Source organism: Anaplasma marginale str. Florida, from assembly GCF_000020305.1.
In the GTDB taxonomy this organism is placed as follows: domain Bacteria; phylum Pseudomonadota; class Alphaproteobacteria; order Rickettsiales; family Anaplasmataceae; genus Anaplasma; species Anaplasma marginale.
Map to the genome: position 1 here is coordinate 1,139,669 of NC_012026.1, position 14,460 is coordinate 1,154,128.

Annotated in this window: 14 protein-coding genes and 2 tRNA genes; 7 read left to right on the plus strand and 9 right to left on the minus strand. The window is 41.4% G+C overall.

What is annotated here, in order from left to right; genetic code table 11:
* Positions 1 to 16: 16 nt before the first annotated feature.
* Together AMF_RS09825 and metK are read right to left on the minus strand one after the other, a co-directional pair.
* The gene (locus AMF_RS09825; protein ID WP_010271047.1) at positions 17 to 1,159 is read right to left on the minus strand and encodes an FtsW/RodA/SpoVE family cell cycle protein; all 1,143 of its coding nucleotides are present in this window, start codon (positions 1,157 to 1,159) and stop codon (positions 17 to 19) included.
* Positions 1,150 to 2,343: a methionine adenosyltransferase gene (gene metK, locus AMF_RS09830; protein WP_378410563.1), complete on the minus strand. Its 1,194-nt coding sequence runs from the start codon at positions 2,341 to 2,343 to the stop codon at positions 1,150 to 1,152. The genes AMF_RS09825 and metK overlap by 10 nt, the downstream gene beginning before the upstream one ends.
* 133 nt (positions 2,344 to 2,476) lie before the next feature.
* Between metK and AMF_RS09835 the strand changes: the two genes are divergently transcribed.
* A tRNA-Arg gene (locus AMF_RS09835) sits at positions 2,477 to 2,554 on the plus strand.
* Positions 2,555 to 2,573: 19 nt separating this feature from the next.
* Positions 2,574 to 3,740 (plus strand): FAD-dependent monooxygenase, encoded by a 1,167-nt coding sequence (locus AMF_RS09840; protein ID WP_012659142.1) that lies wholly within the window; start codon positions 2,574 to 2,576, stop codon positions 3,738 to 3,740.
* Positions 3,741 to 3,751: 11 nt separating this feature from the next.
* Here the strand turns inward: AMF_RS09840 and AMF_RS10550 are convergent, their stop codons facing one another.
* The gene (locus tag AMF_RS10550; protein ID WP_012659143.1) at positions 3,752 to 4,360 is read right to left on the minus strand and encodes a hypothetical protein; all 609 of its coding nucleotides are present in this window, start codon (positions 4,358 to 4,360) and stop codon (positions 3,752 to 3,754) included.
* 33 nt (positions 4,361 to 4,393) lie between these two features.
* Positions 4,394 to 4,465, minus strand: a tRNA-Gln gene (locus AMF_RS09850).
* 170 nt (positions 4,466 to 4,635) lie between these two features.
* Here AMF_RS09850 and AMF_RS09855 point away from each other — a divergent pair.
* The 3 genes from AMF_RS09855 (at position 4,636) to dnaJ (ending at position 8,794) form a co-directional block, all read left to right on the plus strand.
* On the plus strand, positions 4,636 to 5,487 hold the full coding sequence (locus AMF_RS09855; protein ID WP_010268986.1) for a glycine--tRNA ligase subunit alpha: 852 nt from the start codon (positions 4,636 to 4,638) through the stop codon (positions 5,485 to 5,487).
* A 1-nt stretch (position 5,488) separates the two neighbouring features.
* Entirely contained in the window at positions 5,489 to 7,573 is a 2,085-nt protein-coding gene (gene glyS, locus AMF_RS09860; RefSeq protein WP_010268989.1) for a glycine--tRNA ligase subunit beta, read from the plus strand.
* An 81-nt stretch (positions 7,574 to 7,654) separates the two neighbouring features.
* Entirely contained in the window at positions 7,655 to 8,794 is a 1,140-nt protein-coding gene (dnaJ, locus tag AMF_RS09865; protein WP_010268992.1) for a molecular chaperone DnaJ, read from the plus strand.
* A gap of 18 nt (positions 8,795 to 8,812) precedes the next feature.
* On the opposite strand, the gene nadC is transcribed toward dnaJ, so the two are convergent.
* Positions 8,813 to 9,631 carry a carboxylating nicotinate-nucleotide diphosphorylase gene (gene nadC, locus AMF_RS09870; RefSeq protein WP_010268995.1) on the minus strand — a complete coding sequence of 273 codons (819 nt, stop codon included), beginning with the start codon at positions 9,629 to 9,631 and terminating at the stop codon, positions 8,813 to 8,815.
* Positions 9,632 to 9,689: 58 nt separating this feature from the next.
* On the opposite strand from nadC, the gene plsY reads away from it, so the two are divergent.
* Positions 9,690 to 10,286, plus strand: a complete 597-nt coding sequence (gene plsY / locus AMF_RS09875) for a glycerol-3-phosphate 1-O-acyltransferase PlsY (RefSeq protein WP_012659144.1) — start codon at positions 9,690 to 9,692, stop codon at positions 10,284 to 10,286.
* Here plsY and ruvC read toward each other — a convergent pair.
* From ruvC to hemE, 3 genes are all read right to left on the minus strand, one after another.
* On the minus strand, positions 10,278 to 10,775 hold the full coding sequence (ruvC, locus tag AMF_RS09880; protein ID WP_012659145.1) for a crossover junction endodeoxyribonuclease RuvC: 498 nt from the start codon (positions 10,773 to 10,775) through the stop codon (positions 10,278 to 10,280). The genes plsY and ruvC overlap by 9 nt on opposite strands.
* Before the next feature lie 18 nt (positions 10,776 to 10,793).
* Complete coding sequence (locus AMF_RS09885) at positions 10,794 to 11,612, minus strand: cytochrome c oxidase subunit 3 (RefSeq protein ID WP_010269005.1); 819 nt, start codon at positions 11,610 to 11,612, stop codon at positions 10,794 to 10,796.
* A 69-nt stretch (positions 11,613 to 11,681) separates the two neighbouring features.
* Positions 11,682 to 12,722 (minus strand): uroporphyrinogen decarboxylase, encoded by a 1,041-nt coding sequence (gene hemE, locus AMF_RS09890; RefSeq protein ID WP_010269010.1) that lies wholly within the window; start codon positions 12,720 to 12,722, stop codon positions 11,682 to 11,684.
* Between the two features lie 402 nt (positions 12,723 to 13,124).
* Between hemE and AMF_RS09895 the strand changes: the two genes are divergently transcribed.
* Complete coding sequence (locus tag AMF_RS09895) at positions 13,125 to 13,985, plus strand: hemolysin family protein (RefSeq protein WP_010266523.1); 861 nt, start codon at positions 13,125 to 13,127, stop codon at positions 13,983 to 13,985.
* On the opposite strand, the gene AMF_RS09900 is transcribed toward AMF_RS09895, so the two are convergent.
* Complete coding sequence (locus tag AMF_RS09900; protein WP_010269013.1) at positions 13,972 to 14,451, minus strand: HK97 family phage prohead protease; 480 nt, start codon at positions 14,449 to 14,451, stop codon at positions 13,972 to 13,974. The genes AMF_RS09895 and AMF_RS09900 overlap by 14 nt on opposite strands.
* Between the last annotated feature and the right edge of the window lie 9 nt (positions 14,452 to 14,460).

Consider the following 14,460-nt stretch of genomic DNA (forward strand, 5'->3'; position numbering starts at 1 on the left):
AGGGCATAAACCCAGGTTAAGCGTCGAGTTTTATCCTACGTTCTAAAGATCTCATTCTGTTAAATGACATCAAAATGCCAAGCATTATACTGGTGGAGACTAGCGAAGACCCACCGTAGCTGAGAAACGGCAGTGCGATGCCTGTTGTGGGTAGTAAGTCTAGCGCGACCCCAACGTTGATCATAAACTGGGATGAAAATTGAAAAAAGAGGCCTGATACCGACAACAGTTTAAATAGGTCACTCTCACTATATGCAAAAAACCATGCCCTGGTGGCTATGTACCCGAGAATAAATAAGATTAACATACATAACATTGCACCAAACTCCTCCGCGGCGACGGAGAATATGAAGTCTGTATGGCAATCTGGAAGTAGTAGTTTGACCACCCCCTCACCCGGACCCGCACCCAGCATTCTACCGGCTTTGAATGACCTTATGGAATTCAATATCTGAAAGTGATCATGGTTTGTTGGATCAAAAAAGGTCAGAACCCGCTCCCTGGTGTATGGGAACAAAAACAGGTATAGCAGCACCCCGGCCAGAAAAAAAGCCGCTATCGCGAGCATTGATAAAAAAGATATACCATACACAAACAGCTGGCTTCCCCAAATCAAGGAAAACATAACAAACATGCTAAGATCTGGTTGTAGTAGGAGTAGCGAAACTAAACTAACGTAAATGGCTGCAGAGGAGATGTATCTTGTTTTGCTCTCTGTTCTACATAGAATCCAGGCATTCACAACAGAAAAAACAGTCTTCGCAAATTCGGACGGCTGGATTGATAGGCCTAGGAAGAAAAACCACCTCTTAGAACCTTTTACTCCCACTCCCCAAAACGCTATATAAACCAAAAGAATTATGCATACAGAAAGCAGTAGGAAAGAGGTGGCTATGATGAGCCTCTCATTCATCATTGAGTACACCACCACAATGCCAAGTGCTATACACAGATAGGTAAGATGCCGAAGTAGAAAATGGTCCTTTGGCAGCATAACCCTACTTTCAATGACTGGTCCGGCAGAGGAAATCAGAGTAAGACTGATGACCGATATAGTAAAAAAGGAAAGAAGAAGCGGCTTGTCTACAGACCTGTACCACCGGTTGAAAAACACGCTCAGCAAGCGAAATAGGTCTATGGCATTTGCCCCTAAACGCATTCCTTGCATCTTAGACCAAAAACTCTAGCCATATCAAGAGATAGGTCAAGCCTTTCCCAGGAGAAGCTTTCTCCAAAATTGCGACCAAAGTGCCCATAACATGATGTGGGCGCGTAAATCTGCTCAAATAGCAATAGGTGATCACAGATACCGCTTATGGAAAGATCTACATTTTCCTCTATATACTTCTCGATACACTCATTATGAACCAAACCAGTCCCTAAGGTGTTTACGCTGAAGGTCAGGGGTGTGGGCACTCCTATCGCGTAAGACATCTGAACTAGGCACTCAGCAGCAAGCCCAGCCTGAACCACATTTTTCGCTATGTATCTTGCCATATATGCTGCAGACCTATCAACCTTGCTGGGGTCTTTACCAGAAAAGGCTCCCCCACCGTGCGGTATGTGCCCGCCGTAGGTATCAACCATAATTTTTCTCCCGGTCATACCAGAATCACCTACAGGCCCCCCAACTACGAATCTACCGGTAGGGTTTACGAGGAAATCTTCATCTTTGCACATCCACCCCTCTGGAATTGCAGCAACAAAATGCGGATATACCAGGTCCCTAACATCCCGTTGGGTCATTCCCTCCTCGTGCTGGATGGACATCACCGCCCTCAAAACTTTTACTGGTTTGCGGTTTGCGTATAGTAGAGTGATTTCAGTTTTGGCATCTGGTCCCAAGCCGGATATCCTACCCTCATATATGGCCGAAGCGATATTCTTTAACACGAGGTGCGAGTAGAAGATTGGTGCAGGTAGAAGAGAATATGTCTCATCCACCGCGTAGCCGTACATTACTCCCTGGTCACCAGCGCCTTTTTTTCTTCTTCCTGTGTTTACACCGAGGATTATATCTGGAGACTGCTCGTGTATGAGTATCGAAACTTTTACTGTGTTCCAGTGAAACCCAGGGAGGCTATACCCTATTTCCTTAACTGTGCTTCGTACCACATCTTCAATCGCCCCCAAGTCTACATCTACGCCACAGACCTCCCCAGCTACAACCACATTATCTCTGGTAACTAGTGTCTCTACCGCAACGTGGGCGTATGGGTTTTTCGCCATAAAATGGTCTAAAATCTCGTCTGAGATCCGATCGGCTATTTTATCTGGGTGCCCTTGGGAGACTGACTCACTCGTGAGAAAGCACTCCCCACCTGAGCTATGTATACGAAACACACTGATCAAACGAAGAAGAAGTTCTCACGATGATACATAAAAATCTAACCAGTTACAAATCGCTATGTTACCCACATGGGCTCTCAGCAATCTATTGACTTAAAAAACTAAATATGCAAGCCTCTTCTACGGGGTGTCCGTAGCTCAGCTGGACAAGAGCAGCAGCCTTCTAAGCTGCGGGTCAGGGGTTCGAGTCCCTTCGGGCACACCAGGTTTTTGTAGGTCGCTCCATGGTTCGCTACTACGATGTAGTTATTCTCGGAGGTGGGGTAAACGGAATCCTGGCGGGAATTGGGCTCACAGAGAGCGGAATGAAAGCTGCCGTCGTTGAGCAGAAAGACTGCGTGCTCAGCAATCTGGATCACAGGGTTTTCGCGATCTCCAAAAGGTCAAAAGATGTTTTTGACCGCTTTGGAGTGTGGAATCACAATGGAATTTATTGTCCTATAGAGGATATACTAATCTTCGATGGCAATAGCCTCTCTACAGTCCACTATGACCATAAACTAGTGGGGAATGACCCTATGGGGTACACCATTAGTGGAAAAGAGATATCTTCCATGTTACAGAGTAAGGTAAATGGGTTCACCCACATAACCTCCACCTCTTATGGTGCAATAGAGGCCAAGGGTGGGTTCATTGAAACTTCGCTAACGAATGGAGAGAAGATCTCGAGTAGGCTGGTAATCTGCGCCGAAGGAAAGGGGTCAAAGTTCCTTAGAAAATCACATATAGGAACCTTGAGGTACGACTATAAACAAAGCTGTATTACCTGTAACGTGCGTCATAAGCAACACCATCGCAATGTAGCGATTGAGCACTTTTTTCAAGGTGGGCCGTTTGCAATTCTACCGATGCATGGAGGATATCACTCATCGATTATATGGACTGAAAAAACCGAGATAGCCCAAATGCTATTACAGCTTTCGGATGATGAGTTTGAAACCGAGCTACAAAAGAAGTGCGGAGAACATATAGGGTGTGTGGAGGTTATTGGGCGTAGGTCTTGCCACAAAATTTCAATGGTGCTGGCTGATAGACAATACGCAAAGCGCTCCCTCCTGTTGGGAGATGCACTTCACTCCATCCACCCAGTTGCCGGGCAGGGGTTGAATATTGGCATACGAGACGTGGAAGTGGCAGTAGAGATACTCAGTGCATATCACTCAGTAGGATCTGATATAGGCCAGCAATTCATTTTAGAAGAAATAGAAAAGCGCAGGCTGCTTGACAATTATTCTATGGCAGCAATCACTACGGTAGTAAATTCTATCTTCTCTAGTAACTCAATAATTAGGAAAATGGCCAGAAGAGTGGCTATGTCTATTGTGGAAATGTCTCCCTGTATTAAAGAGAAACTTATAACCCATGCCATGGGTGTAAGTACAATATATTAGTTATACCTGCGCTATTGCCGGTCTCTGGATTCTATAGCACTTCGTATAAATTCATCAATCTGGTAGCTTATTTTGATGAGAAAGGCCTTTTTGAGGGAAGTGAGTTCATCGCTGGATATTTTATCCTCCGATGTTGAAACTGTCCTCCAAATATCTTTAAGTATGTCATCCACCGCACTAATGATTTTACGCCTTACATTATCAGATCCATCTAGATTGGCCCTCATACCAATTCTTGATATCATAGACCTACTCGACTTTACACCCGAAACGCAACAACGCCTACAGAAGCGCAGTGTCAAAGCTGGAAGCCTCCTCCATTCCAGATTCCATATAGAATATTGGAGCGCAAAAGTTCCTCCCATAGCTAGAAATATCTTCAGCCCTCTCGTAAAGGACATCATTTCCCGGTTGTAGTAGTACCACTTCAATATAGAATACACTCGGGTGCATAGATTTATTGGGTCTTTAAATAAAAGAAAGCTGGACCATCCGTCATGTAGCATCACAAATGCAATCGAGGAAAAATATGCGTATATGACGAGAAAGAAAAACCTAACAACAATTCTGTCAAAATTGCAGATTAGGTAGGAAAGCATCATGAATCTTATAATAGACACACACTACCCATTGGAAAATTCAGGAGGAAAGAGCTGGGATGGGAGGGATCGAACCTCCGAATGACGGTACCAAAAACCGCTGCCTTACCGCTTGGCTACATCCCAAATGAAAACGACCATGTACCGCGGCATCATGGTAATGAAAAATAGTGAAAATGCAATGAAAAACAAGAAAAATCTCATGTTCAGTAGAGCGTACAATCCGAAATAAATTTCTTGTTAAAGCATCCTTTTCGTATCATCATCACCGTCAATGTTGATTATCGCAAGCTGGCGTGAATTTCCAAAGTATAATTAGGAAGTTGGATGACTATTGGAAGGACTATGGCTGCGCCATCATGTATCCGTACACCTCTGAGCTAGGAGCTGGAACGCTACACCCAGCAACTTCAATTTCCGTTCTTTCAGGAAAGGAAACCATGGTTGCCTACGTGCAGCCAGTTATTAGACCTTCAGACGGCAGATACGGACAGAACCCTAATAGGTTATATCAACACCATCAGTACCAGGTTATCGTTCAACCATCTAGAAGTACTCTCGTTGATGATTATTTGAAAAGCCTTGAGATAATTGGCATCTCGAAAAATGACTTTGACATCCGGTTTATTGAAGACGACTGGGAAAACCCTAGTATAGGGGCCTCAGGGCTTGGATGGGAAGTATCGTGTAATGGCATGGAAATTACGCAATTCACCTACATGCAACAAGTCGGAGGGGTTGATTGCACCACTATTCCTGGTGAAATTGCCTACGGGCTCGAGAGAATTGCAATGGTACTGCAAAATGTCGATAGCGTTTACGAAATAGCTTGGGATGATACTGGAGTAAAATACGGCGATATATTTCTTGCTAGGGAAAAGGAGTTTTCCGCCCTTTCCTTTGAGTATTATGACATTGAGTTTCTACTTTCCAGATTCGAGAATAGTGAAAAAATGTGCGCTCTCATGGTTGAAAAAGATCTACCTCTTGCAGGATACGATTTCTGCATCCAGGCAAGCCACATGCTTAACATTGTAGAATCACGCGGTGCAATCGGGGTGAATGAGCGAGCCTCATACATTCTAAGGGTGAGAAAAATGGCAAACATGTGCTGCGAAGCCTACATAAAACTGTATAGAACGGCTTAGTATGTCTTCTGATTTAATACTTGAGGTTCTGTGTGAGCAGCTTCCTACCAAAACCATCAAGTCCGCACACGAGTATATCCTACCTCGGATCGATAAAGAATTCTCCAGTAGAAGAATAAGTTGCGACGCACCAAAGGTATTCGCCACCTCTCATAGGATAATACTCATCGCATGTAATGTTAGTCAAAACAGTAGTGATGGAAAGAAAGAGATAAAAGGGCCAAGGATTTCTTCTGACAAAGAAGTAATAAGTGGTTTTTTGAGAAAGGTTGGCAAGAGTGGTGTGGAAGAACTGGAAATACGGGAGGTCTCAGGTGAAAAATTCTACTACAGCTCCAGTGTTTTAAGTTCAAAAGACCTTACCAATGAACTCACTGAAGTAATACAATGCATGATAGAAAACTTTCCTCTACACAAGCGTATGAGGTGGGGAACAGGTACTGGATATTGGGTTCGGCCGGTTATTAACGTTTTATGTGTTTTAGACGGTAAGGTCCTACCAGTCTCAGTTGCCGGTATTACAGCAAATAATAGAACCTTCGGAAATCTAAGGTTCTCCAACCGCAAATACACCGTTACTAAGGCAGCGGAATATCTCAACTTCTTGTCTGAGAATATGGTTATTGTGGATGTTGAAGCAAGAAGGAAACACATTCTTGAGCAACTGAATGAACAAATATCTGGCACGGAACTTACGTATGACCAAAATGCTCAGATATTGGAAGATATGAGTAGTAATTTAGAGTATCCAAAAGTACTAATTGGGAGTGTAGATAAAAATTTTAGTGAAATTCCTACAGAAGTAGTCTCATGTGTTATGACCAACCACCAGAGATACTTAGCGATAAAAGACCAGAGTGGAAAAATAGTAAAGTTCGCCTCTGCTGCTAGTGTAGTGAATAATATGGTAATCAAGAACCACGAGAAGGTACTTAGGGCGAGGTTATCAGATGCACTGTTCTTAATTAAAAAGGATAAAGAACACAATATGGACTACTATGTTGGTCTACTGTCAGGTGTAGTATTCAAGAGTGGTCTGGGCACGCTTTTAGATAAGGCGGAGAGGATATCCGCCCTTGCAAAATATTGTTCGGTGTGGATTCCGCGCTCTTCAATGTTAAACACTGAAAGGGCGGCAATGATCTCTAAGGCTGATCTCGCGACCTTAGTTGTAAGAGAGTTTCCAGAGCTCCAAGGAAAGATAGGCAGATACTATGCCAAACATTCTGGAGAGGAAGAGGAAGTTTGCGTAGCAATTGAGGAGCATTACCTTCCAATCGGGCAGAAGGACCATTGTCCAAAATCTCCAATAGGAATAGCCGTTTCGATTGCGGATAAGGTAGATAGCCTAGTTGGGCTCATGGCAACTGAAAATATATCAGGTTCTCGTGACCCTTTCGCCTTAAGAAGAACATCGATCTCATTATTGAGGGTAATGATAGAAAACAGTGTTTCTATCCCGCTTGATTTGATGGTATCAAAAGCCGTGTCTATGTACATGTGTAAAGCAAGATTAAATAAAAATGAGGGCCGTTTCCTGCGTGTTGACCGAGACGCTTTGATTTCTACTATCCTATCTTTCTGCTACGACAGACTAAAAGTAATTTTAAAGGAAAGCGATCTAGATAAGGAGGTGGTGGATGCTATCGTTGGAACGTTGCATGATATACCAATAGTTAAAAAGAAGGTGGAAGTAATCTGTAGCTTCCTTAAAACAGAGAAAGGAAAATCTGTCATCACTGCCTATAGAAGGGCAAATAATATAATCTCAAAAGAATCTTTCGATTGGAAACTAGATGGTAAATCTAATAAAAGGTTATGCAAAGAAGATTGTGAAATACAGTTGTATAATCAAATACAACACTACAAAAAGTTGTTGGGTAGTCTGATAAAAGAGGATAAGTTTCTCGAGGCCATGGAGTCACTATTTGAATTTAGTTCATTTGTTAACATATTCATGGATGGGGTTAGAGTGTGTGACAAGATGAATACGGAATTGTACCGTAATAGGACTAGGTTGTTGGTATCATCCGTGAGTATATATAATACTGTTCTGGATTTTAGTAAAATACATGGAACGTTCTAGCGTTTACCCTTGAATTTTGATTCTCGAGTATATAGATACTAGAGTCTACCTGAATTTTTTATAGTTTAATAAAGACCGGAAATGAGTGGCAACGACTACTATGAGATCTTAGAAGTAAGTAGAAACGCCAGTGCAGAGGAAATTAAAAAGTCATACCGTAAGATGGTTTTTAAGTACCATCCAGATAAGAACCCTGGGGATAAAAAAGCAGAAGAAAAATTTAAAAAGATAAGCGAAGCTTATGAGGTATTAAGCAATCCGGAAAAACGTGCCGCTTATGACCGCTATGGTCACAGCACATTCACCAGTGGAGGGGCTAGTGGTTTTGATTTTACCAGTGGTTTTTCAACTGACTTTTCTGATATTTTCCAGGATTTCTTCGGTGGAGGTTTTGGTAAATCACAAAGAGCCTCTAGTAGGGAACATTTACGCGGTTCCGACCTTAGATATGATGTCGAAGTCTCCCTTGAGGACGCTTTTAAAGGTATTAAAGTCCCGATTAGTTATGTAACAAACGTGAAGTGTTCTTCATGCTCCGGTATAGGAAGCGAGGGAGCGGTTAATTCAGTAAAATGTGGAAATTGTAATGGTGCTGGTAGTGTTAGAACCAGGAAGGGCTTCCTAACAATTGAAGAAGTGTGTAACGTATGTAACGGTGAAGGAGAAGTTATTAAGAATAAGTGCCGTAGGTGTGGAGGAAGCGGGAGGGTAAGGAACGAGGTAAGCCTCCTAGTAACTGTGCCTAAGGGTATAGAAACAGGGAATAAGGTAAGAGTTAATGGTAAGGGGGAAGCAGGTTTTCGGGGAGCTCAGGAGGGAGATCTTTATGTATATATCAGGGTTAAGGAACATAAATTCTTCACTAGAAGATCTTCTGACTTGCATTGTAGTGTTCCAATAAAAATGACTATAGCGGCCCTAGGCGGGGAGATAGAAATGCCCTCTATTGATGGTTCTTGGACAAAGTTAAAAATACCGGAAGGAACCCAGAGCGGAGACCAAATAAGGATGAGGGGCAAGGGAATGCCGGAGGTAAACTCAAAAGATAGAAGGGGAGATATGTATGTGCATGTTACTGTAGAAACCCCAGTCAAATTAACAAAACAGCAGGTGGACTTACTAAAGAAGTTTGAAGAAGAATCTAGCGCAAATTGCAGCCCAAAGTACCAAGGGTTTTTCCAAAAAATCAAGGATATATGGAGAGATATAAGTTCTGGATAGTTATAAACTTAATATAAATCATTTAAAAACTTCTAGGCTAATATCTTTACACGTGAACGAGTGGGTGATGGACCCTATGGAGATATAATCCGCCCCCAGGCTAGCTATTTCTCTAATATTTTCAAGATTAACTCCACCAGAAACCTCTACCATAGCTGAATTCCCAATCATCTTAATGGAGTCTTTTATGTCTGAAACTCCCATATTATCTAGCATAATCAAGTTGACAGAGCTTTTTATAGATTCTTCTACTTGAAGTTTATTATCACACTCAACGGTAATAAAAACATCCCCTAACTTTCTTCTTATCCTAGATACACACTCCGTTATGCTACCACAGGCTACTATATGGTTGTCTTTTACCATTATCCCGTTATATAACCCATCTCTATAACTTTCACCTCCACCCACACGGACAGCGTATAAATCAAAATTGCGTAGCCCAGGTGATGTTTTACGTGTACTCCTTATTTTTGCCTTTGTTCCTGCAACTTTAGATACAAAATCTCTAGTTCTAGAGGAAATGGAAGACGCCCTCTGTAGAAAGTTTAACAGCACTCTTTCAATTGATAATATCCCGGATGCTAGGCCAGAACCTTTAACAATCACAGTGCCAGATTGTATATTGTTTCCATCAAATTCGAGTATAGTGAAGTTTATTTCCTTACTAAATATTTCAAATATCTCCTTAACAGCAACAATTCCAGAAACCATCATTGATTCCTTGGAGATAATTGAAAAATTCACCTCCTCTTTCTCAAAAATACAATTCGTGGTTATATCCCCTTGCTCCCCAAGGTCCTCCATTATCGCAGAGCGTATAATCTCCTCAAACATATAATTTTTCCACGAATAACTTTACCATGAGTGTATACTGTATACCTTTAGATAGGAAGTGAACTTGCTTATGGGCTATACATACCTAATCCCTATACTATTCGCCTCATATCTAATTGGGTCAATCCCCTTCTCATGGATCTTAGTAAAGGTATTCTATAAAAGAGATTTAAGAAGTGTTGGCTCTGGAAATATTGGAGCAACAAACGCGTTTAGGGTGAATAGGGGTATTTCATTCCTTGTGTTACTCCTCGATATATTCAAGTCGGTATTAGTAATACTCATATTAGAAAAAATGTGTGCACATAAAAGTATTATGTATTTAACTGGGTTTACCGTAGTGTTAGGACATATATTCCCGGTGTGGTTTTTATTTAAAGGAGGTAAAGGAATAGCCCCTACTATAGGGGTTGTGCTATCTATAAATATAAAAATATTTTTCTTATTTATAATAACCTGGGCCGTTGTTTTTATGATATTCAGATACTCGTCACTATCCTCGATAATTTCAATTATTTCCTCGTGTATATACTGCGCAGTAACTGAAAATTTTAACTCATCAATCTTCTATATAGCTATGTCAATTATCGTACTAATAAAGCATAGAGATAATGTAATTAGAATGATAAACGGAACCGAGAAAAAGCTATTTTAAAGCAAAATTTCTATTTCTAGTATTATATACGTGGCATAAAGCGGCGGCTATTGCATCTGATGAGTGGTTATTGATTTCAACATCTTGCTTTATCCCAAGTGAACTCCTTACCATAAACGAAACTTGCTCCTTTGGGGCCATGCCACTTCCGGTTATACATTTTTTTATGGCAGTAGAGGAATATTCATATATATCAATCCCTCTAGACATAACGGAAATTGTCGACGCGGCTCTAGCGTAGCATAATGACATTGACGATCTAGGGTTTGAGTTTATAAAAACCTTCTCGATCGATGCCTCGTCTATTTTATATAAACTCAGAACTGAAAGAAGCGATACGTAGATTTTATATAGCTTTTCACTCTCTCTGCTAATACCCCTAGTGGAAATTACTCCACTATCTAGAAGGCACACGGATTGGGAATTTGTACTAGAAACCACCCCCCAGCCAGTAAACTCAAGCCCAGGATCTATACCAATGATCATCACACCACTAGCTGTAAAAAATCATGAGCTAATAACGTACATAAAAAGAAATAAAAACAGCCAAATTACATCTACAAAATGCCAATACCAGGCGGCGCATTCAAAACCAATGTGGCAATCAGGGGAAACCTTACCCCTTTTCATTCTTACCCAACAAACGAATAAAAAAACTATCCCTAATAATACGTGTATTCCATGAAACCCAGTTGCCATATAAAAATTAGAGGAATATATAGCCCCTTCACCAACCCCCTTAAACGGAAAATCTATGTGTGTATATTCGATACATTGAAAAGACGAAAAAACAATTCCGAGAATAATCGTAAATAACAGCATCCGAGAGGAAGATTTCATATCTCCCTCTAAGAGAAAATGGTGAGACCATGTAACTGCAAAGCCGGAAAGTAGAAGAGTTATAGTGTTAAAGAAAGGTATGGACCATGGATCGACAGTTTTTATCCCTTTTGGCGGCCAAGAGGTGTTTATCTTCTCTGAAAAATCTATCAGATTATAAACCGGAAAAAGCCAAGCCTTAAAAAAAGACCAAAAAAAGGCAAAAAAGAACATAGTCTCTGAAAGTATCATAACTGCAAGGCCGAGCCTCAACCCGCGTTTAACAACTTCCGTGAAACAGTTATCCTTATTAGCCTCGTCGATGACGTCAAACCACCACTTGTATAACACCGTTATGGTTAGAAGCACTCCTATTGGGAAAAATACCGTCCAATAGGAGCCGCCGTGTATAAATTTTACTAACCCAAATGCAGAGAGAAAAGAGCATAAAGAGAGAAGAATCGGCCACGGACTTTGTGAAAGTATATGGTGGTCGTGCTTCTTCATCTGAGTTTTAGTAGTAAAAGTAACTGGAAGTTACAGACTAATGAGAGTATATGTCAAGATTATTCGAATTCAAGAGGCCTTCCTTACTGATCTAATAAGACTTTCTACATGTTGTATTGGGGTTTCTGGTAGGATGCCGTGCCCTAAGTTAAAAATAAGTGGTTTATCTCCCAACTCCTCCACTATTTTCATAGATTGGCTGTCTGATGCTTTTTGGTTGTATGCCAATAGAGATGGGTCTAGATTCCCTTGTATTACACCATCGAGGTGTTCTTTTATCCATGAAGTTGGTATGCTGTAGTCAACACTAATAGCGGATATTCCAGTTTTTTCCAAATATGTCTTATACATCACACCCGCGCCCATAGGGAATCCAATAATAGGAAAGTTTGGATGCCTAACACGTACAAAGTCTACTATCTTCTTTGTTGGGGTGATAACGTATTCCTCGAAGATTTCTACCGGAAGTAAACTTGCACTACTATCGAATAGTTGAATAACATCGACCCCACTCTCGATTTGTTTCGCTAGGTAGTGGGATGTCAGGTCAGTAATTCTGTTAACTAGCTCCGTCACCTTGTTTTTGGTGTGTTTATGTACAGTTTCCAGACAAATATCCTTCCTGATTTTTAAAAAGTTATTTTCTTTACCTAAGACATATGTAAGTAGTGTCCATGGCGATCCGGCAAATCCTATTAGGGTTTTGTCACTGTCTAAAGACTTTCGTACCTTACGAATTCCTTCAAATACTGGTTGAAGCTTTGCTATGGATTCAGTGGTTGAGTACTGATGTATGATATTTCCTATTTTTGGTCCTTGTCCTCTGATGAAGCTTACTTCGTAACCCAAGGCATCTAGGACAACCATTATGTCGGAAAATATTATTGCTGCGTCTATATCAAACCTTTTGACCGGCTGTAGGGTTATCTCCTCAACAACTTCCGGGGTGTAGCAGGCGTCTAGAAAGTTTTGAAAGTTGTCCATAACCTTGTGGTACTCAGGTAGGTATCTTCCAGCCTGTCTCATGAACCATATTGGGATTTTTTCCTGTCTCTCCTTTTTGGTTAGAACTCGTTCGAGTACTCTACTTTGTTTTTTTGAATTAAACATAAATAATCTTCCTTATATATAACTATAGTTTATTTATACCTGTTGATTGTGTGAATAACTGTAAATTGCGCAAAATTCTGCACGGGAGCCAGGTTGCAGTTTTGTGGATAAATTTGTTAGTAAAGTAGATAAGTACCTGATTTTGTGCATGAATTTATGTTTATAAAATATATGTGAATTGTGTTGATAACTGCTTGGTATGTAAAGGCTTTTGGGCCGCAAAAATTCACCTTATTTCTCAAAACTCTGTGTATAACTCTGTGTTATTTTGTTAGTATCTTTTATTCACTTGTGGTTTACACACTTATCAACAGAGTTATGTAAATAACTTTGATATAGAAAGATGGGGCTTTGCTGAGTATACTCTGGGGCTCTATATAGGTGATGTGGTTTTCGTTAATAATGGGTAGTGGGGTTTCTGAGGACGGTGTGGGGGGTGATAGTCCCACGCAGGGTGGTATGAGGTCTTTCTTCTATTCTTTTATCCTGGAGAAGCTTCCCGGATTCAAAGATTTTGTAAAAAACAGGATAATGGCAGAAAATGTACTACATTTTGGTAGCTCACACATAATGAACAACCTAGTCAGGTTGGATGAATGTTCAGTGAAAGACATCATGGTGCAAAGGTCTGAAATACTCGCACTGGGGATTGATGATAGTGACCTACTCACTAAGGTGCTGAGGAGCCAGCATACCAGGGTGCCGGTGTATAAAGACAATATCGATAACATCGTCGGATTTATTCACATTAAGGACATCACCTCGAAAGAGGGTTTGGACTTCAACGTGAAGAGCATAATACACAATGTGATGTACGTTCCGCACTCGATGAAGGCCGTGAACCTTTTTGTGAAGATGCAGTCCTCCCGTGTGCACATGGCAATTGTGCTAGATGAGTATGGAAGCACCGACGGGCTGGTTACGATGGCTGATATAATTGAGGAAATTGTCGGCGATATAGAAGATGAGCATGATGTTCCCTCAATCCCCGATATTGTAAATATTTCCAACGATAAAATCGAGGTGAATGCAAGAGTGCTGGTCCGCACCCTGGAGCAGTCGCTCGGTATCTCACTTAAAGATTCCGAGGAAGAAGAGTACGTAACAGTCGGAGGGCTTATACTCGCTATGGTGGGTAGGGTGCCGGTTGTGGATGAGGTTTTTAATCACAAAAGTGGTGCATCATTCCTGATTAAGGAAGTAGACAATCGATGCATATATAGGGTGGTGATTGATCTGAGTAAGGTTCTCAGAAACCGGTAAGGAAAAGGCGGCCTGCGGCCGCTATAGGGGCGCGCAGAGCTTTCACTGTGCTTATTTTTGCCATTTCGTTTGCTGGGAATGTAACCACGCTGACTTCCCAGAGGTCTATTTTGGAGATCATCCTAACGCCGGATTTGCTATCTCTTCTTGACCGCACAACCTTATACCCTATGGATAGGGCATTTACGCTGCCGTCTGTTATTAGGGCGTAGACCTCCCGTGCCAGCCGAAGCCCCAGGTTTAGCTTTGCAACCACCAACAAACCAAAGGAGTCTTCCCTAGCGTCTAGTATTTTCCCAATAGGGTCCTTAATGCTATGTTGCCATAGTAGGGCCACTTTTCTCTTTTGCAGGGACTCCACAAATGCCCCTGGTTTTATGACGTCGTTGTGGGCATCTATTCTGTTAAAAACGCTGGCATAGCCCCTAAACTTTCCCTGTTCTTGCCTACTGAGGTTTTTGATCATATAAAATCC

Excerpts from the sequence above, each read along its gene's own strand:
- AMF_RS09825 (WP_010271047.1), bottom strand. The coding sequence starts at position 1,159 with ATGCGTTTAGGGGCAAATGCCATAGACCTATTTCGCTTGCTGAGCGTG.
- AMF_RS09840 (WP_012659142.1), top strand. The coding sequence starts at position 2,574 with ATGGTTCGCTACTACGATGTAGTTATTCTCGGAGGTGGGGTAAACGGA.
- glyS (WP_010268989.1), top strand. The coding sequence starts at position 5,489 with ATGTCTTCTGATTTAATACTTGAGGTTCTGTGTGAGCAGCTTCCTACC.
- dnaJ (WP_010268992.1), top strand. The coding sequence starts at position 7,655 with ATGAGTGGCAACGACTACTATGAGATCTTAGAAGTAAGTAGAAACGCC.
- nadC (WP_010268995.1), bottom strand. The coding sequence starts at position 9,631 with ATGTTTGAGGAGATTATACGCTCTGCGATAATGGAGGACCTTGGGGAG.
- AMF_RS09885 (WP_010269005.1), bottom strand. The coding sequence starts at position 11,612 with ATGAAGAAGCACGACCACCATATACTTTCACAAAGTCCGTGGCCGATT.
- hemE (WP_010269010.1), bottom strand. The coding sequence starts at position 12,722 with ATGTTTAATTCAAAAAAACAAAGTAGAGTACTCGAACGAGTTCTAACC.
- AMF_RS09895 (WP_010266523.1), top strand. The coding sequence starts at position 13,125 with ATGGGTAGTGGGGTTTCTGAGGACGGTGTGGGGGGTGATAGTCCCACG.
- AMF_RS09900 (WP_010269013.1), bottom strand. The coding sequence starts at position 14,451 with ATGATCAAAAACCTCAGTAGGCAAGAACAGGGAAAGTTTAGGGGCTAT.